Genomic DNA, 18,306 nt, shown 5'->3' on the forward strand with positions numbered 1-18,306 from the left:
CCCCAAACAGGCGCTCTCCGGCAGCGAGGCATCACCGTGACCGTCATGACGACCTCAGGCGACTCGTCGAAGATCTTCTCGAATCCGACGAGATGGCGGCGCGGCGCGTACGGCACGGCAGGCCGGTCGAGCGGCGGTCCGTTCCCGGACCGGGGACGGGCGGTCTCACCGGCAGGCCGCACCCGCACGGCCGACCGACCTGCGGCACCACCGTGACCGACGGCCGTCCCGCCATGACCGGGCCGCGTTCTCGACACGTCATGGCGGGAACAACGGTCGCCGAAGTCCGCGGCCGCGTGAAGCACTGGACTCGCGAAGGTACTGAGGGAGACTTGAGATGAGGGGCGAACCGACGATGGGTCGGGTCCGACAGGCTGCGATGGGTCAGGTCCGGCCGTCCGGGGGGCAGGTATGAGCGCGAGTGCCATCGTGAGCGGCACCGGCGGACTCGATGACGCCAAGAACGAGCTTCTGAGGCGCGCCGCACAGGCGTGCGCGCAGACGCCGGGGGCGCGGCAGGACGCCGACGAGGCTTTCGGCTACCTGCGGTTCTACTACCGCCATGTCGCGCCGGAGGACCTCCTCGACCGCGACCCGGTGGACGTGTGCGGCCCGGCGCTGGTCCACCGGCACCTGGGTGAGGAGCGGCCGCAGGGACGGGCCAGGGTGCGGGCGTTCACTCCGACGCTCGAGGAGTACGGCTGGGACCCCGGGCACACTGTCGTGCAGGTGGTCACCGACGACATGCCGTACCTCGTCGACTCGGTGGTCATGGAGCTCAACCGGCACCGGCTCTCCACGCACCTGATCGTCCATCCGCAGCTGAAGGTCGCCCGTGACGTGGCCGGGCACCTGCAGGGGATCGGCGACGGTGGCGGGGACGGCCCCGTGCTCGAGGAGTCCTGGATCCACATCGAGATCGACCGGCAGAGCGATCGGGTCCTGCTCGACGAGCTCGAGGCCGACCTGCGGCGGGTGCTCGGCGACGTGCGCTACGCCGTCGAGGATGAGCAGAAGATGCGCGCGCTGGCGGGCACGATCGCGGTCGAGGTGGCCGAGAAGCGGCCGCCGCTGCCGGACAGGGAGATCACCGACGGCGTCGAACTGCTGGACTGGCTGGCCGACGACCACTTCACCTTCCTCGGCTACCGGGAGTACAAGCTGGAGGAAGGCCCTGACGGCGAGCAGCTGCGCGCGGTGCCCGGCACCGGCCTGGGCATCCTGCGCTCCGACCAGGCGGAGTCCACCAGCTTCGCGTCGCTGCCCCAGCAGGTGCGATCGAAGGCGCGCGAGGCGCACCTGCTCGTGCTCACGAAGGCCAACTCGCGGGCGACCGTGCACCGCTCCGCCTACCTCGACTACGTCGGGGTCAAGAAGTTCGGCGACAGCGGGGAGGTCGTCGGCGAGCGCCGCTTCCTCGGGCTGTTCACCCATACCGCCTACAGCCAGAGCATCGCGCACATCCCGGTGCTGCGGCACAAGCTGGAGGAGGTGATCGAACGCGCCGGGCTCGCCGTCGACAGCTACGACGGCAAGGACCTCATCGAGATCCTCGAGACCTACCCGCGCGACGATCTGTTCCAGATCTCCGTCGACGAGCTGCTGCCGCTCGCGCTCGGCGTGCTGCGGCTGCGGGCGCGCAAGCAGCTGAAGCTGTTCGTCCGCAAGGACGAGTACGACCGGTACATGTCGTGCCTGGTCTTCCTGCCGCGCGACCGGTACACCACGCAGATCCGGCTGCGCATCCAGGACATCCTGCTCAAGGCGTACGACGGCCTCTCCGTCGACTACAGCGCGATGGTCGGCGACTCGATCCTCGCGCGCCTCCACGTCGTCGTCCGCGGCGAGCGGGGCCGCCCGCTGCCGGAGGTGGACCCGGTCGACCTGGAGCGGCGCCTGATCGCCGCCACCCGGTCCTGGACCGACGACCTCGCCGAGGCGATCGTCCAGCAGTGCGGCGAGGAGCAGGCCAGCGCGCTCATCCGCCGGTACACCGAGGCGTTCCCCGAGGGCTACAAGGCGGACTTCCCGGCCCGGACGGCCTGCGCCGATCTCAAGCGGCTCGAGGAGCTGGCCGAGCCCGGCGAGATCTCGATCAACCTGTACGAGCCGTACGACGCCGGGCCGGGCGAGCGGCGCCTGAAGATCTACCGGTTCGGCCCGCCGATCTCCCTGTCCCATATCCTGCCGCTGCTGCAGGAGATGGGCGTCGAGGTCGTGGACGAGCGGCCGTACGAGATCGCCCGCGCCGATGGGCGCGAGTCGTGGATCTACGACCTCGGCCTGCGGTACGAACCCTCGCCCGACGTCGACGACACCGAGGTCAAGGGGCTCTTCCAGGAGGCCTTCGAGGCGCTGTGGCGCGGCGACGTGGAGAGCGACCGGTTCAACGCGCTGGTGCTGCGCGCGGGCCTGGGCTGGCGGTCCGCGATGGTGCTGCGTGCCTACGCCCGGTACCTGCGCCAGACCAAGACGACCTTCAGCGAGCGGTACATCGAGCAGGTCCTCGTCGCGAACCCGCGCGTCGCCCGGCTGCTGGTCCGGCTGTTCGAGGCGCGGCTCGACCCGCGGCTGAACCACGCCGGTGACGACCGGTCGGCGGCCGCCCACGATGAGCTCGCGGCGGCCATCGCCGAGGAGATCGAAGGCGCGCTCGACGCGGTCACCAGCCTGGACGAGGACCGCATCCTCCGCAGCTACCTGGCGATGATCCGCGCAACCTTGCGCACCAACCACTACCAGCGGACCGCCGACGGCCGGCCGAAGCCGTACCTGTCGCTGAAGTTCGATCCGGAGGCGATCCCGGACCTGCCGCAGCCGCGGCCGAAGTTCGAGATCTTCGTGTACTCGCCGCGCCTCGAGGGCGTGCACCTACGGTTCGGGCAGGTGGCCCGCGGTGGCCTGCGCTGGTCCGACCGCAAGGAGGACTTCCGCACGGAGGTCCTCGGGCTGGTCAAGGCCCAGGCGGTGAAGAACACCGTCATCGTGCCGGCCGGCGCGAAGGGCGGGTTCGTCTGCAAGCAGCTGCCCGACCCGAGCGATCGGGAGGCGTTCCTCGCCGAGGGCGTCGCCTCGTACAAGCAGTTCATCAGCGGCCTGCTCGACATCACCGACAACCTCGTCGGTGGCGAGGAGGGGGTGGGCCCCCGTAAGGGGGCCGGCCAGATGCGCGTCGTGCCCGCGCCGGACGTCGTGCGGCACGACGGCGACGACACCTACCTGGTCGTGGCGGCCGACAAGGGCACGGCGACGTTCTCCGACATCGCCAACGAGGTCGCCGCGTCGTACGACTTCTGGCTGGGCGACGCGTTCGCGTCGGGCGGCTCGGTGGGTTACGACCACAAGGCCATGGGGATCACCGCGCGCGGCGCCTGGGAGTCGGTGAAGTACCTCTTCCGCTCGCTCGGCGTCGACGTGCAGAACGAGGACTTCACCGTCGTCGGCGTCGGCGACATGTCCGGTGACGTGTTCGGCAACGGGATGCTGCTGTCCGAGCACATCAAGCTGGTGGCCGCGTTCGACCACCGGCACATCTTCCTCGACCCGAACCCCGATCCGGCGACGTCGTTCCGGGAGCGCAAGCGCATGTTCGCGCTGCCGCGCAGCTCCTGGGCCGACTACGACACCTCCCTGATCTCCAAGGGCGGCGGTGTGCACCCGCGCACCGCCAAGAAGATCCCGATCACCCCGCAGGTCCGCGAGGCGCTCGGCATCGACGACGGGGTCGCCGCCATGACCCCGCACGAGCTGATCCACGCGATCCTGTGCGCCCCCGTCGACCTGCTGTGGAACGGCGGGATCGGCACGTACGTCAAGGCGACGAACGAGAACCACGCCGACGTGGGCGACCGGGCCAACGACGCCCTGCGCGCCGACGCGACCGAGCTGCGCTGCAAGGTCATCGGCGAGGGCGGCAACCTGGGCTTCACCCAGCGCGCCCGGATCGAGTTCTCCCGCGGTGGGGGCCTGGTCAACACGGACTTCATCGACAACTCCGCCGGGGTGGACACCTCCGACCACGAGGTGAACATAAAGATCCTGCTCGACCAGGTCGTCCGCGACGGCGAGATGACCCGCAAGCAGCGGGACGCGCTGTTCCTCGAGATGACCGACGAGGTGGGCGATCTGGTGCTGCGCGACAACTACGCGCAGAACGTCGTGCTCGCCGCGTCCCGCAAGCAGGCGCCGTCGATGCTGCACGTCCACGCGCGCTACCTGCGCAAGCTGGAACGGGACGGCAAGCTGAAGCGGCGGCTGGAGGACCTGCCCGACGACAAGGCCCTGGCCGAACGGCGGCAGGCGGGTCTCGGCCTGACCGGCCCCGAGTTCGCCACGCTGCTCGCCTACACGAAGCTGACGCTGGAAGAGGAGATCCGGGCCTCCGACCTGCCGGACGACCCCGACCTCGCGACCCGGCTCGTGGAGTACTTCCCGACGCCGCTGCGGGAGCGTTTCCGGGACTACATGGACCGGCATCCGCTGCGGCGGGAGATCATCTCCACGTCCGTCGTGAACAGCATGGTCAACAACAGCGGTACGACCTTCGCGTTCCGGATGAACGAGGAGACCGGCGCCTCGCCCTCCGACATCGCCCGCGCCTACCTTGTGGCGCGCGCGGTGTTCGACATGCCGCAGTTCTGGCGCTCGGTGGACTCGCTGGACTACCAGGTCGACACCGCCACGCAGATCCGGATGCGCCTGGAGTCGCGCAAGCTGACCGAGCGCGGCGCCCGCTGGCTGCTGCACAACCGGCGGATGCCGTTCGACCTGCGCGAGACGGTGGACTTCTTCGCCGACGGCGCGGCCACGCTCGCGCCCCAGCTGCCGAAGCTGCTGGTCGGCCGCGATCTGGAGGGCTTCGAGGAACGGCGGGACCGCTTCACGGAGGCGGGCGTGCCCGGCGAGCTGGCCGAGCATGTCGCGATCATGGTCCCGGCGTACTCCACCTTCGACCTGGTGGAGATCGCGCACAGCACGGGACGGCCGGTCGGCGAGGTCGCCGAGGTGTACTTCGACCTGGCCGACCGTCTGCAGCTCTCCCGGCTGCGCGAGCGCGTCATCGCGTTGCCGCGTGACGACCGGTGGCAGTCGATGGCCCGTTCGGCGCTGCGCGACGACCTGTACGCCGCGCACGCGGCACTCGCCCGCGACGTGCTGGTGACCAGCGAGCCCGGAGCTGATCCCGAAGAACGCCTGGTCACCTGGTCGGAGAAGAACAGCGCCGCTGTGTCGCGCGCCGCGCAGACCCTCGGTGAGATCTGGGAGAGCGACAGCTTCGGCATCGCGACCCTGTCGGTCGCACTACGCGCGATCCGCACGCTCGTGACCGCGAGCACGCTGCCCGGCTGACGCGCCGATGGACGACGCCCCGGCGGTCGCCGGGGCGTCTCCTGAGGAGAATTCCAGATTCGCAGAGTAATCGAATGATCACTGTGCGAATCTGGTCCGCATGCTTCGACACCTCACCGCCCTGACGGTCGTCCTGCTGCCTCTGGCCGCGTGCGGCGGCTCGCCGGCGATCGCCGCGCCCGCCGTGACCAAGGACCGGGCCGCGCAGCTGCTCGCCCACTACCAGTCCGTCAACAACCGGGCCAACGGCACGTCCGACGAAAAGCTGCTGGCCACCGTGGAGACCGGCGCCCAGCTCGACATGGACCGGGCCGAATACCGGCGGCGTGCGGCGGCCGGGGAGAAGTACGCTCCCTTCGCCTACACCGGTCCGGCGTACTACATTCCCCGGCAGACGGGGTTCCCCAAGTGGTTCGCGGTCACCGCCGCCACCGGCAAGATGCGGCACGCCCTGGTCTTCGCCCAGGAGCGGCCCGGCGGCCCCTGGCTGCTCACCGCCGACCCGTTCCCCATCGCGACCATCAGCGGCATCGCCCTGGACAAGGACGGATACGCCACCGCCGTCGCCCCCGACGACACGAAGACGGCGCCGGCACCGGGGAAGGTCGCCGCGGTGCACGCCGCCAACCTGTCGCGCGGCACGTCCGGCATCGCCCCCGGCCCCTACACCACGCAGGCGCACGACGCGCTGGTCAAGGCGGAGTCCGCGCTCAAGCGCCGGGGGGTGAGGCTCACCTCCGACTTCCGGCCCGACCGGCAGCAGGCGTTCGCGCTGCGCACCACCGACGGCGGCGCTCTCGTCTGGTACGTCGTCCGGCAGAGCGAGACCTACGAGCTGGCCAAGCCGGGGGTCATCGGCAGCGGCGGCGATCTGGCCGGCCTGATCGACGGCAAGGTCCGTCACCACCTGGCCACCACCGCGCTGACCCAGTACCTCGCCGTGGTGCCCCCGCAGGGGGCCGCGCGGGTCGTCGGAAGCTACCGGAAGGCGATCCAGGCGGCGGCGTCGTAGCGCACACGGGCGCGCGGGGAACGTGCGACCGTACGTCCGTGGTGTAAGAATTCGGCAATGCGCCCCCGCCGTGTCGCGCCGGCCGTGCTGGCGATCCTCCTGCTCACCGGGTGCGAGGGCGGCCATGACGACGGTGACGCGGCCGATGACGCGCCCGCGCCGGCCGTCTCGGCGGACGCCTCGGCGCGGATTCTCGCCGCCTACGTCCGGGGCTACAACAAGGCGGTCACGGCGGGTGACGCGAAGGAATGGCGGGGCCTCGGCACCGACGCGCTCGGTGCCACCGCCGAGGCCGCCCTGCGCCTCGGCGGCGGACGGCCGCCGCGAGCCGGGGCGATCTCCCTGCGCAATCCCGTGATGTATGTTCCGCGGCTGCGCGGTCTGCCCCGATGGTTCGCGACGGTGGCGCTGGAGCGGCGCGGCGGCGGCGAACGCCCGATCTTCGCGGTGTTCGTCGAGAAGAGCGCGAGGTCCGGGTGGCGGCTGTCGAGCCGGATGTACTTCCGGGGACTGCCACCGCGGATCACCACGGACGAGCAGGGCTACGCGGTCGCGGTGGATCCGGGGGCCTCGGCGCCGGCGACGACGCCGTCCGCGCTCCCCGCGGCGCACGCCGCGTACCTCGACCGCGGTGACGACCGGTCGATCTGGCCGGGAACCACCGCCCGCCGGTGGCGGACCGCCGAGGCCCGGCAGGAGAAGCAGTTGCGCGCCCACCACGTGGCCGTGACCGGCCGGTCCTCGCCGACGGGCTACCCCGTCTACGCGCTGCGGACCGACGACGGCGGGGCGATCGTCACCTACTCGCTGCGGCGTACGACGACCTACACCGCGACCGGCGGCGGTGACGTCGCGGCCGTGCCGGCGGACGTCCGCACCTACCTCCACGGCAGGACCGGGCACCGGGTGACGGCCACCTGGGTCTGGCGCGCCGTCGCCTACGTTCCGGTACGCGGCCGCGCGACCGTGCTGATCGAGGACTTCGACCTCGCCTCGGCCCGGGTCGCCTGAAGGACGGGCGGTCGTACACCCCGGCGGGAGGCATGGGCAAGAAGTCACGGCGGCCACACCGGCAAAGGCGACCCTGCACACCACCCAGGTCGGCCGCGCCTTCGGCTGGGCAGTACCGCGCTACTTGCCGGGAACCGACGCCTTGACCGTGCCGCCGTCCGCGCCGATGATCTCGGTCTTGACGGTGCCGTCGTCCTTCTTCGGTTTGGCCGGGACGACGGCGACGTACTGCATGGTCTGGCTGAAGTCGATCTCGTTGCGCACGAGCTTGGAGCTGAGGAACGGCATGGCGTCCTCGGGGACCGGGACGCGGCCCGGCTTGCTCTTGCTCTTGGAGATCACCGTGTCGCGGCTCAGCGAGTACAGCACCAGGCCGCCGCCGTCCGCGGTCGCCAGCGGGAAGATCGAGAAGGAGGTCGCGGCGTAGACGACGCTGCTGCGCAGGCCGGCCTTCTTGTCCTTCTTGCCCTTCATGGACTTCTGGTCCGTGCTGTAGTAGCCGGTGGTGTACTTCCCGGCGCGCATCACCTGGGCCGCGACGTTCTGCGGGCCCTCCTCGGCCAGCGTGGCCTGGATCGACGGCACCAGCCGGGGCGGGATCAGCAGGGCGTTGTCGAAGGTGGGCAGGGCCTTCGCGTAGCCCTGCGCGTCCATCAGGATGTTCGGGGGCTTCTGCTTGTCGTCCAGCACGGCGGCCAGGCTCAGCCGCCAGCGCTCGACCGGCTCGGACCGGAGGAACCCCATGTACACGGTGTGGGGGTTCTTGCCGTCCGCGGTGGTGCGGCGCGCGCTCACGACGAACCACTGCGGCCCGGTCGCCAGCAGGTGCGGCACGTAGAAGACCGGTGCGTCGTAGCGGTAGCGGGGCACCGGCTCACCCGCGGCGACGGCTCGCCGGAACGCCGACGCCGTGAGCTGGGACTGCCCCTCGCTGGTCCACCACAGGGCGAGCCGCTCGTCTCCACTGGCCCGGGCCACGTCGTCGTTGTTCACGAACGAGTGGAACGCCTTGGCCGCCGTCTCGGGCGTGACGGACTCGGGAGCGGGGCTGCTCTCGGCGGCGACCGGGGTCGTCCGGACGGTGCGGTGGGTCTTGCCCGAGCAGCCCGCGGCACCGGTGAGGGTGAGCATCGCCACGAGCGTGGACGCAACCGCCTTGTTCATGTTCCCCGGCCGATCATCGTTACATCTGTGGGGCAGAGTATGCCAGGGATCTCCAAGTGGACCGGCCGGAGGACCAGGCGGAGCCGGGTCGGCAAAGACCGACCGAGCGCGTACGCGGAGAGTACAGGCACGGGTAGGCTTCGAACGTGGCAGCCATGGATCCCTCTGAAGAGATAAAGGAGCTCGGTTCGATGCTCACCGGCATCGAGACCGTCCTCGACCTCGACGCGATGCGTCGCGACATCGGAGAGCTACGCGAGCAGGCTGCCGATCCCGACCTGTGGAACGACCAGGACCGCGCCCAGCAGGTGACCCGGCGGCTGTCCTACCTCGAGGGTGAGCTGGGCAAGGTGGAGGGCCTGCGCGGCAGGCTCGACGACGCCACCGTCCTGCTCGAGCTGGCCTCCGAGGAGGCCGACGACGACGCCCGCGGCGAGGCCGAGCGTGAGCTCGGCGCGCTCCGCAAGGAGGTCGAGCAGCTCGAGGTCCGCACCCTCATGTCGGGGGAGTACGACTCCCGCGAGGCGCTCGTCACGATCAACGCGCAGGCGGGTGGCGTGGACGCCGCCGACTTCGCCCAGATGGTGCAGCGGATGTACATGCGCTGGGCCGAGCGGCACGGCTACCCGACGGAGGTGTACGACACGTCGTACGCGGAAGAGGCGGGGATCAAGTCGACGACCTTCACGGTCAAGGCGCCGTACGCCTATGGCACGCTCCGCGGCGAGCACGGCACCCACCGCATGGTCCGGATCTCCCCGTACGACAACCAGGGCCGCCGGCAGACCTCGTTCGCCGGCGTCGACATCGTGCCGGTCGTGGAGCAGACCGACCACGTCGACATCCCCGAGGACGAGCTGCGCATCGACGTCTACCGCTCGAGCGGCCCCGGCGGGCAGGGCGTCAACACGACCGACTCGGCGGTGCGGATCACACACCTGCCGACCGGCATCGTCGTCTCCTGTCAGAACGAGCGCAGCCAGCTGCAGAACCGCGCGACGGCGATGTCGGTGCTGCAGGCCAAGCTCCTGGAGCGCACGCGCCAGGAGGAACTCCAGCGGATGAACGACCTACGCGGCGAGTCGACGAGCTCGTGGGGCACGCAGATCCGTAACTACGTCCTGCACCCGTACCAGATCGTCAAGGATCTGCGCACGGGCACCGAGGCGGGGAATCCCACCGCCGTCCTCGACGGCGACATCGATGAGTTCATCGAGGCCGAGATCAGGTGGATGCGCCGCCGGGAGGCCGGCGAAGAGCAGGCGTGACGCCCGATCCGTTCGCGATGACCGCGCGCCGGGGAGCGGGGAGCCGGTGGCCTGGTGCAGGCCAGAGCGGGGAGCCGGTGGCCTAGTGCAGGCCCAGCTTGAGGGCGATTAGCAGCGTCAGCGCCAGAATCAGGGCGCCGATCAAGATGGGGGACAGGCCGAACGGGCCGGGCCGGTGCACCTCCGCCCGTGCCGCGCGGCACGCGGGGCAGCGCCCCTCGACGACAGGGCCCGAGCATCGCGCGCAGATCAGATGTTCGCAGCTCATCCGGCTCCTTCCGAACGTTGAGCGGGGAGTCCGCCCAGCGTATGCGTTCCTGGCCGGTGGCCCGCCGTCAATGGGGCGACGGGTGTCCGTGATGCCCGGTTGCTTTCCCTGGGTGTACCCAAGTTGGACGATCCATGCCAGTCTCCCCCCTAGACTGCTGCTTGGCCAATCGGCCCGCCAAGCCGGGAAGCCGCGGCAGGGGTCTGTCGACGAAAAGACAGCCGCTGCCGTCCCCCAGCCCCTAGACTGGCACGTCGTGATGCAGCCGTGATCCACTTCGATAACGTCACCAAGGTCTATTCGCACCAGAGTCGACCGGCCCTCCAGGGTGTCAACGTGGCCGTGGAGAAGGGCGAGTTCGTCTTTCTCGTCGGTCCTTCCGGTTCCGGCAAGTCGACCTTCCTGCGCCTGATCCTCAAGGAGGAGCGGCCGACGCAGGGAGGCATCCAGGTCGCCGGTAAGGATCTGAGTCGGCTGACCAACTGGAAGATCCCGCACCTGCGCCGCCGCATCGGCTGCGTGTTCCAGGACTTCCGGTTGCTCCCCAACAAGAACGTCTATGAGAACGTCGCGTTCGCTCTCGAGGTCATCGGGAAGCCGCGGCGCTTCATCCGCAAGGTCGTCCCGGAGGTCATCGACCTGGTCGGCCTCGAGGGCAAGTCCCACCGGATGCCCGATGAGCTGTCCGGCGGTGAGCAGCAGCGTGTCGCGATCGCGCGGGCGTTCGTCAACCGGCCGATGATCCTGCTGGCCGACGAGCCGACGGGCAACATCGACCCGGCGACGAGCATCGGCATCATGAAGGTGCTCGACCGGATCAACCGGACGGGCACGACCGTCGTGATGGCGACGCATGACGCGGCGATCGTCGACGCCTTCCGTAAGCGAGTGGTCGAACTGGAGGACGGCCGCGTCGTGCGCGACCAGTCGCGCGGCGTCTACGGCCAGGCGTACGGCGGCGTCTAGCCGGCCGCGCCGCCGCGACGACACGACCCCACACCGGACGACCAAGGACATCGAGGCATGCGCGTACAGTTCGTTCTTCAGGAGATCTGGATCGGTCTCCGCAGGAACCTCACCATGACCATCGCGCTCGTCGTGACCGTCGCCATCGCGATGGCGCTGTTCGGCACCGGTGTGCTGCTGAAGATGCAGGTCGACAAGTCGAACAACTACTGGTCGAACAAGGTCGAGGTCTCGATCTACCTGTGCAACAAGCTGAGCGCCAACCCGGCCTGCAAGAAGGCCGCGCCAACGGCGGAGCAGAAGGGAGAGATCCAGAAGCAGCTCGAGGGCATGTCGCAGGTGGCGAAGGTCACCCCGGAGACGGCGGAGCAGGCGTTCCAACGCGCCAAGGAGCAGTTCAAGGACAGCCCCGGCATCGCCGGCTCCATCCAGCCCGGTGACATCCCCGACTCCTTCCGGGTGAAGCTCAAGGACCCCAAGGACTTCGCGGCGGTCGTGGCGCAGATGAACCAGCGGGCGGGCGTCGACCAAGTGGTCAACGAACGTGCCATCCTCGAGAAGTTCTTCAAGATCCTCGGTGGTCTGCAGTGGGCGGCCCTGACCATCGCCGCGATCCAGCTCATCGCGGCCGTGCTGCTGGTGGCGAACACCATCCGTCTCTCGGCGTTCAACCGAAGACGGGAGACCGGCATCATGCGGCTGGTCGGCGCCTCCAACATCTACATCCAGTTGCCGTTCGTCCTCGAGGGCGCGATCGCCGGCCTCGTCGGCGGGGTCTTCGCCGCCGTTCTGCTGAGCTTCTCCAAGGTCTTCCTGCTCGGCAGGCTGCAGAAGAACCTGCAGTTCGCGACGCCGTTGAGCTGGGTCGACGTGACGACGGTCATCGTCGCCTCGATGTGCTTCGGCGTGGTGCTGTGTGCCCTGGCGTCGTTCCTCACCCTGCGCCGCTACCTCAAGATCTGACGCTGCTCCCGGCGATGTGCCGGTCCGGTGATCAGGTCGCTCGTACAATCCTGGCATGCCCCGGCTGACCGGTCGTGTGCTCCGCAGGGCGGCCGCCGTGGCCGCCCTGGCGTTCGCGTACGCCATGGACGCCGGGGCGGGCGGGCCGGACACCGGCGTGCCGGCACACCCGGAGGCGTCCCGGAAGGATCACCGGCCGGTCGAGCAGCCGATGGCCCAGGCGTACAGCGCAGCGGCGGATCCCGCGCGAGAGCGCGCCGCGGTCGAGAAGACGCTGCGCCGCCTCGGTGACCGGTGGGCGCGGTTCTACACGGCGGCGGAGTTCGGCGGCCTCGAGGAAACCCTGAACGGCTGGTACAGCGGCGTGGGCCTGTGGTTGGAGAAGACCGGGAAGGACGTCCGGATCGTCGGCGTCCAGCCGGGGTCTCCCGCCGAGCGTGCGGGCGTACGGCCGGGTGACGTCATCTCGGCGGTCGACGGCATCGCCACGCGCGACCTGACGGTCGCCACCGTCGCCGCGGCGCTGCGCGGACAGCCCGCCACCAGCGTCGGCCTCGCCGTGCGCCGCGACGGCGTCCCCCTGCGGTTCGCGCTGGTGCGCGCGGCGATGGCGTCGCACGACGTGGACGCGTCCTTCACCCCCGACGGCGTCGTGGTCATCCGGATCGCCGCGTTCACGCGAGGGGTCGGACGGGAGGTGCGCGAGGCGGTGGCCGGACGTCCCGGGCACCGCGGCGGCGTCCTGCTCGACCTGCGGGCGAACCCCGGCGGCCTGCTGGACGAGGCGGTCGAGACCGCGTCGGTCTTCCTGTCGGGCGGAACGGTGGTGACCTTCGAACGCGCCGGGTCCCCGCCGGAGCGGCTCCTGGCCGGCCCGGACGGCGACACCACCGTCCCTCTCGTCGTCCTGGTCGACGGAGGAACGGCCAGTGCCGCCGAGGTCGTCGCGGGCTCATTGCGTGATCGAGATCGCGCAGTGATCGTCGGATCGCGTACCTTCGGAAAGGGGTCGGTGCAGGAGCCGTTGCGGCTGGCCGACGGATCCGCGATCGAAGTCACCGTCGGTCGATACCGGACTCCGAGTGGCCGTAACCTCGATGGGTCCGGAATCGATCCCGACGTCGCGGTCAACGCGAACCGCCCACCCCGGGAGGCCGAGCGGCGCGCGCTCACCGTCGTGCGCGGACTGCTGGCCACCCTGCCGACGAAGGACCGAGGCTGAGTCATTGCCACGCGAAGAGGGACGCAAACTGATCGCGCAGAACAAGCGCGCGCGTCACGATTACCACATAGAGGACACGTACGAGGCGGGCCTCGTGCTCACCGGCACCGAGGTGAAGTCGCTGCGCGCCGGACGGGCCAACCTCACGGACGGGTACGCTCTGATCCGCGACGGAGAGGCCTGGCTCGAGGGAGTGCACATTCCCGAATACACGATGGGGACGTGGACCAACCACGCGGCGCGTCGTCCCCGCAAGCTCCTGCTGCACCGGCGAGAGATCGGCAAGCTGATCGCTAAGACGAACGAGCCCGGCCACACGCTGGTCCCGCTGGCCCTGTACTTCAAGGACGGCAAGGCGAAGGTCGAGATCGCGGTCGCGCGCGGCAAGCGCGAATACGACAAGCGACAGGCCATCGCCAAGCGGGACGCCGCCCGGGAGATGGAGCGGGCTCGCGCCGCACGGCTGCGGAGGCGCTGAGGGTGGGCATCCGACGGCTCCGGTCGACGGCCGCGCTGGCCGCGACCCTGCTGGTCACCACGACGAGCGCCGGCTGCTTCGCCGAGCCCTCGCCGCTGCCGACCATCCGGGACTTCCTCGTGGCGTGGCAGAACAGCAACTACCGCAACGCCGCGAAGCAGACCAACGGCGACCGGGACGTGGTCGCGGCGGCCCTTGGCGCCGTACCCGCCCAGCTGGACCTCGCGTCGCTGCATCTCGCGCTCGGCCGCGTTCGGCAGAACGGCGAGGACGCGACCGCCCAGTTCGCGGTGAACGTCGACCTCGGGGACGGCGGCTCGCCGTGGAGCTACGGCAGTTCGATGCGGCTGCACCGCACGAACGGCACCTGGAAGGTCGTCTGGAGCCCGTCGATCATCCATCCGGACCTGGGTCCGGGCCAGCGGCTGGCCATCGTCACGAAGACGCCGGTGCGCCAGCACATCCTGGACAACCGGGGCAAAACGCTCCTCAAGAAGGTCAATGTCGAGATCTTCGGCGTGACGCCCGGCAGACTCGCCAACGCGGAGCAGACCCTCGGCCAGCTCGCCAAGATCACGCACTTGGACAAGGACCGCGTGATCGCCCACGTACGGTCCGCACCTCCGCAGACGTTCCTGCCGCTGGTCACCCTCCAGACCCCCGACCAGGCCGGCGACGCAGCCCAGTTGCGGCAGGTTCCCGGCGTCGAGCGCCGGTCCCGCCTGTCGTACGTCGCCCCGGCGGTCGCCGACGAGATCGTGGGCAGGCTCGGGCCGGCCACCGCCGAACGCCTCCAGCAGGTCGGCGCGCCGTACCAGCCCGGCGACACGATCGGCGTGTCCGGGCTGCAGGTCCTGCAGCAGCGGACCCTGGCCGGCACGCCGACCGTCGATGTCGTGGCGCAGGATCCCTCCGGAATCAACCCGAAGGAGCTGTTCGAGGTCCGGGGCGCCGAGAGCCAGTCGGTGACCACGACGATCGACCGCAAGACGCAGAACGCCGCCGAGAGCGCCCTCAGGAGGGTGCGCTACCCGGCATCGCTGGCCGCGATCGACCCGGCCACCGGCAACGTCCTCGCCGCTGCGAACAACGCCGCGTCGCAGCGGAAGTACGGCGCGGCCAAGGGAGATGACGCCTCGCAGGAGAACAGCGCCGCGCTGAACGGCCACTACCCCCCGGGGATGACGTTCAGCATCGTGACCACCCGCGCGCTCCTGCAGTACCCGAACCAGAAGATCACCTCGCCGCTGCGCTGCCTGAAGGGCACCCAGGTCGGCGGGCAGACCTTCACCTACTCAGGTCCTGTGGGGAAGACGTTCCAGGCCAACTTCGCGGTGGGCTGCACGACGGCGTTCGCCAACCTGTACCGCAGCATCGCGCCCCAGGACCTGCCCGCGAGCGCGGCCCGCTTCGGGATCGGAGCCCCATGGAGTCTGCCACTGCCCTCGTTCTCCGGTTCGGTGGCGGTCCCGGCCAACGACGCCGAGCGCGCCGCCGAGATGGTCGGGCAGGGCAGGATCGAGGTCAGCCCGCTGTCCATGGCGCTGGTCGCCGGGGCGGTCAGCAGTGGCACCTGGCGGCCCCCGCAGCTCCTCAAGGACGCCTCACCGTCGGTGCCGCCCAAGAACACGGACCCCTCAGACGGGATCCCGACCCTGCAGGGCCTCATGCAGCGCGCCGTGGTGAGCGGCACCGCGAAGGGCACCAAGGTCTCCGGGGGCGTCACCGCCACGGTGCCGTACCGTAACGGACAGTACGTCTCCTGGTTCGTCGGCTACCGCCAGGGTGTGGCCTTCGCGATCGCCGTGGAGGGCAAGGCCCCTGCGGACGACCTGGCCGCGAAGTTCGTGAAGGCGCAGAGCTGACGCGGGGCCGCGGACGCGGCGGTGACCGGTGTGACGGCTTTGTCATTTCTTGACTCTGGGGTCGCAACCATCCGTATGCGATCGGACGTCTTAACAAGTGACTGAGACTCCGCTCGGGGGGTTGCGGACTCAGTCGCCGTGATGAGACCAGAGCCTCGTCTCGGGGGAGGCTCTGCCGTCCGGACCGGCCCGACCCTGCCGGTCACCCCCGTGGGTGTGCCTAGTTCACGCCCACGGGGGTTCTCGTCTTTCTGAAACCCTTCGCCGCGTACGGTCTGCCGGCCGCCTCGATGCGTGACCACGTCGCCTCACGGCCCCGCGTCATGACCTGGATGCGCCGCGTCATCGCCGGCTCCTTCGCGGCCCTCGGCGTCAGGCTCGCCTCCGCCGCCCGATAGATCTCCCGTGGCGGGAATCTCGTTGGCATCGCTGGCGTTGAAGATGTACGGTCGACGCGACGGGCGCTTCGGTGCCCGGTTGACAACTCAAGAGGGGGTGACCGGTTTCGACTTCGGTATGTCGAGACACGGGGAAGCGGGCCGAGGGCTGCGGTTATGACCTCGTTAATCCTGTGACCGCAAACGAACAAGTGCCAACTCTAAGCGCACTCAGTTCGCCCTTGCCGCCTGAGGCTAGGTAGCGAACTTGTCAGCCCGGGAGTGTCTCCGGCCCGGGACCTGGCATCGCTAGGAGACTCAACCTGCCACTCCGGCCACGGGAGTGACGGGGAAACCTAACAGTGGCTGAGCCTGTCGGCGACACGCCTGCGTGAGCGCCGGGGCTGAGAAAACGACTAGCAGGCTGCGCCCGGAGAAGCCCTGTCTTGGTACTGAAGGACGCGGGTTCGATTCCCGCCACCTCCACGAGGCGGGCCTGTGTGCTCGGTGGCTTTGGCCACCTTCGCGCAGGCCCGCTATGTCTTTCGGGGGGCGACCCCCCGAACCCCCCCGGTGTGCGGCTTCGCCGCGCCTCCGGGCTGGGCGTTCGTGCCCCGGTCGGCCAACGGTGCTCGACGACCTTCGGTCGTCTTTGCCGTTCGCCGCTATGTCTTTCCATGGTGGCGATCCCCGACCCCCCGGTGTGCGGCTTCGCCTCGCTTCCGGGCTGGGCTTGGGGGGGCGACCTCCCGGGTCCTCCGGTGGGCGGCTCCTAGGGGGAGATCAGCCGTTGACCTGTCGGTCAGCGGCTTTTTCTTTTTGTCTCGTGACAGATCCGTCGGCCTTACCGGGGGCTACGAGGCCCCGGTAGGCCGACGGCCGACTCGGTAGTTGCCGTTAGTCGGCGAGGTTGGCGGCGGTGACGCTGATGTCGGTGGGCTGGGCGGGCTCGGTGCCCATGGCGACGGCCAGCTTGCGGTGGCGCTCGGCCTCGGCGGGGCGGCCACGGCGCTCGAGGGTGCGGGCCAGGGCTTCGTGTGCCCAGCCGTTCGCCGGGTCCAGGTCGACGAGTCGCCGGAAGGTCTCCTCGGCCCGGCCGAGCTGGGCGCTGTGGAAGTACGCCCGGCCGAGCAGTTCCACCGCCGCCCGGTTGGACGGGTCTCGCTCGACGATCGGAGCGAGGATGCGGCCGGCCCCGGCGTAGTCCTTCGCGTCGAAGAACATGCTTCCGCGCTGGTAGTCCTCGTAGGTCATCGTTCCTCCATCGAAGGCGTCCCCTTGACGAGGCGCCGGGCGCCACAACGCCGGCAGGTGCCGGTCTCTTCCCGGCGGGTGAACGGCTTCAGCGCTGTCCCGGCTTCTCCTGACGTCGCACGGTGATCGGGCTCTAATGTGGGCGCGTGCGAGATTTCGTGATCGGAGTCCGGTATTTCCTGCGGGGTATGGGATGGGTGGCGCGGCGGCCCCGGCAGTGGCTGTTCGGCCTGATTCCGGCGCTGATCGTCCTCGTCGTCTACGTCGTCGCTCTGGTCCTCCTGGTCCGTTACGACTGGGATCTGGCCAAGTCGATGAGCCCGTTCGCCGACCACTGGTCGAAAGGCGCCCGCGAGACCACGCGCGGGCTGATCGCCGCGCTCGTCTTCGCGGCGGCGATCATGATCGCGATCGTCACCTTCACCGGCGTCACGCTGATCGTCGGCGACCCCTTCTACGAGAGTCTCTCCGGGCGGGTGGAGGAGAGCACCGGCGGGCTTCCTCCCGAGGTCGACGTCCCGCTGCTGCGGACGCTCGCGCGCGCCACGGTCGACGCGATCGTCGTCGGGACGGTGACCGCGCTGTTCGCGGTGCTGTTCTTCGCCCTGGGCTTCGTGCCTGCCGTCGGGCAGACGGTCGTCCCCGTCGTCGCGGCGTGCGTGTCGGGGTACTTCCTCACGTTCGAGCTGACGTCCATCGCGTTGGAGCGGCGCGGCATGCGGCGGCGCGAGCGTTTCGCCATCCTGCGCCGTAACAAGGGGCTGTCCCTGGGGTTCGGGGTGGCGGTCGTTGTGGTCTTCCTCATCCCGCTCGGCTCGGTGTTGACGATGCCGGGCGCCGTGGCGGGCGGTACGCTCCTGGCGCGCGAAAGGCTCACCGGACCGGGTATTCCGCCAGATCACGGCGCCCTCGCGGAGAACGCCGCGTGAGGGTGATGTCACGGTGGGCCATGCCCCGGCTAACAAGCTGTGGCCTGAGCGTAATTAGTGACTGAAGCGAGAAATGTTGATCTTCACGTAACCTGTGCGGCATGTCTGATCAGGGGAGCGCCGGGCAGTGGCGTCCGGCGAACAGCCACACTGGCCGATACTCCGAACAGGATGAGCCGA

At 69.8% G+C, this 18,306-nt stretch carries 13 protein-coding genes and 1 other RNA gene; 11 read left to right on the plus strand and 3 right to left on the minus strand.

Annotated elements, in window-relative coordinates; translation table 11 throughout:
- Window positions 1-411 precede the first annotated feature (411 nt).
- The 3 genes from NE236_RS13290 to NE236_RS13300 all read left to right on the plus strand — a co-directional run bounded on the left by NE236_RS13290 (window position 412) and on the right by NE236_RS13300 (window position 7,372).
- A complete protein-coding gene (locus NE236_RS13290) occupies window positions 412-5,349 on the plus strand; it encodes an NAD-glutamate dehydrogenase (RefSeq protein ID WP_252842242.1) in 4,938 nt (1,645 codons plus the stop codon).
- Between the two features lie 100 nt (window positions 5,350-5,449).
- A complete protein-coding gene (locus NE236_RS13295) occupies window positions 5,450-6,361 on the plus strand; it encodes a DUF8094 domain-containing protein (RefSeq protein WP_252842243.1) in 912 nt (303 codons plus the stop codon).
- Window positions 6,362-6,418: 57 nt separating this feature from the next.
- The gene (locus NE236_RS13300; RefSeq protein WP_252842244.1) at window positions 6,419-7,372 is read left to right on the plus strand and encodes a DUF8094 domain-containing protein; all 954 of its coding nucleotides are present in this window, start codon (window positions 6,419-6,421) and stop codon (window positions 7,370-7,372) included.
- A gap of 120 nt (window positions 7,373-7,492) precedes the next feature.
- Here NE236_RS13300 and NE236_RS13305 read toward each other — a convergent pair whose 3' ends face one another.
- Window positions 7,493-8,536 carry a DUF8094 domain-containing protein gene (locus NE236_RS13305; protein WP_252842245.1) on the minus strand — a complete coding sequence of 348 codons (1,044 nt, stop codon included), beginning with the start codon at window positions 8,534-8,536 and terminating at the stop codon, window positions 7,493-7,495.
- A gap of 146 nt (window positions 8,537-8,682) precedes the next feature.
- On the opposite strand from NE236_RS13305, the gene prfB reads away from it, so the two are divergent.
- A complete protein-coding gene (gene prfB, locus NE236_RS13310) occupies window positions 8,683-9,804 on the plus strand; it encodes a peptide chain release factor 2 (protein WP_252842246.1) in 1,122 nt (373 codons plus the stop codon).
- An 82-nt stretch (window positions 9,805-9,886) separates the two neighbouring features.
- Here the strand turns inward: prfB and NE236_RS13315 are convergent, their stop codons facing one another.
- Window positions 9,887-10,072: a hypothetical protein gene (locus NE236_RS13315; protein WP_252842247.1), complete on the minus strand. Its 186-nt coding sequence runs from the start codon at window positions 10,070-10,072 to the stop codon at window positions 9,887-9,889.
- 267 nt (window positions 10,073-10,339) lie between these two features.
- Here NE236_RS13315 and ftsE point away from each other — a divergent pair, with 267 nt between their 5' ends.
- The 6 genes from ftsE to ssrA all read left to right on the plus strand — a co-directional run bounded on the left by ftsE (window position 10,340) and on the right by ssrA (window position 16,432).
- Window positions 10,340-11,038 (plus strand): cell division ATP-binding protein FtsE, encoded by a 699-nt coding sequence (gene ftsE / locus NE236_RS13320; protein ID WP_252842248.1) that lies wholly within the window; start codon window positions 10,340-10,342, stop codon window positions 11,036-11,038.
- A 57-nt stretch (window positions 11,039-11,095) separates the two neighbouring features.
- Entirely contained in the window at window positions 11,096-12,001 is a 906-nt protein-coding gene (ftsX, locus tag NE236_RS13325; protein WP_252842249.1) for a permease-like cell division protein FtsX, read from the plus strand.
- 55 nt (window positions 12,002-12,056) lie between these two features.
- Window positions 12,057-13,223 (plus strand): S41 family peptidase, encoded by a 1,167-nt coding sequence (locus tag NE236_RS13330; protein ID WP_252842250.1) that lies wholly within the window; start codon window positions 12,057-12,059, stop codon window positions 13,221-13,223.
- Window positions 13,224-13,227: 4 nt separating this feature from the next.
- On the plus strand, window positions 13,228-13,701 hold the full coding sequence (gene smpB, locus NE236_RS13335; protein ID WP_252842251.1) for an SsrA-binding protein SmpB: 474 nt from the start codon (window positions 13,228-13,230) through the stop codon (window positions 13,699-13,701).
- Between the two features lie 2 nt (window positions 13,702-13,703).
- Window positions 13,704-15,566: a penicillin-binding transpeptidase domain-containing protein gene (locus tag NE236_RS13340; protein ID WP_252842252.1), complete on the plus strand. Its 1,863-nt coding sequence runs from the start codon at window positions 13,704-13,706 to the stop codon at window positions 15,564-15,566.
- A 491-nt stretch (window positions 15,567-16,057) separates the two neighbouring features.
- Window positions 16,058-16,432, plus strand: a transfer-messenger RNA (tmRNA) gene (gene ssrA / locus NE236_RS13345).
- Window positions 16,433-16,840: 408 nt separating this feature from the next.
- On the opposite strand, the gene NE236_RS13350 is transcribed toward ssrA, so the two are convergent.
- Window positions 16,841-17,197, minus strand: a complete 357-nt coding sequence (locus NE236_RS13350) for a tetratricopeptide repeat protein (protein WP_252842253.1) — start codon at window positions 17,195-17,197, stop codon at window positions 16,841-16,843.
- A gap of 146 nt (window positions 17,198-17,343) precedes the next feature.
- Between NE236_RS13350 and NE236_RS13355 the strand changes: the two genes are divergently transcribed.
- Window positions 17,344-18,126 carry an EI24 domain-containing protein gene (locus tag NE236_RS13355; RefSeq protein WP_252842254.1) on the plus strand — a complete coding sequence of 261 codons (783 nt, stop codon included), beginning with the start codon at window positions 17,344-17,346 and terminating at the stop codon, window positions 18,124-18,126.
- The last annotated feature ends 180 nt before the right edge of the window (window positions 18,127-18,306 follow it).

This window comes from Actinoallomurus purpureus, assembly GCF_024055795.1.
GTDB lineage: Bacteria > Actinomycetota > Actinomycetes > Streptosporangiales > Streptosporangiaceae > Actinoallomurus > Actinoallomurus purpureus.

Excerpts from the sequence above, each read along its gene's own strand:
- NE236_RS13290 (WP_252842242.1), top strand. The coding sequence starts at position 412 with ATGAGCGCGAGTGCCATCGTGAGCGGCACCGGCGGACTCGATGACGCC.
- NE236_RS13295 (WP_252842243.1), top strand. The coding sequence starts at position 5,450 with ATGCTTCGACACCTCACCGCCCTGACGGTCGTCCTGCTGCCTCTGGCC.
- NE236_RS13300 (WP_252842244.1), top strand. The coding sequence starts at position 6,419 with ATGCGCCCCCGCCGTGTCGCGCCGGCCGTGCTGGCGATCCTCCTGCTC.
- NE236_RS13305 (WP_252842245.1), bottom strand. The coding sequence starts at position 8,536 with ATGAACAAGGCGGTTGCGTCCACGCTCGTGGCGATGCTCACCCTCACC.
- NE236_RS13315 (WP_252842247.1), bottom strand. The coding sequence starts at position 10,072 with ATGAGCTGCGAACATCTGATCTGCGCGCGATGCTCGGGCCCTGTCGTC.
- ftsX (WP_252842249.1), top strand. The coding sequence starts at position 11,096 with ATGCGCGTACAGTTCGTTCTTCAGGAGATCTGGATCGGTCTCCGCAGG.
- NE236_RS13330 (WP_252842250.1), top strand. The coding sequence starts at position 12,057 with ATGCCCCGGCTGACCGGTCGTGTGCTCCGCAGGGCGGCCGCCGTGGCC.
- NE236_RS13350 (WP_252842253.1), bottom strand. The coding sequence starts at position 17,197 with ATGACCTACGAGGACTACCAGCGCGGAAGCATGTTCTTCGACGCGAAG.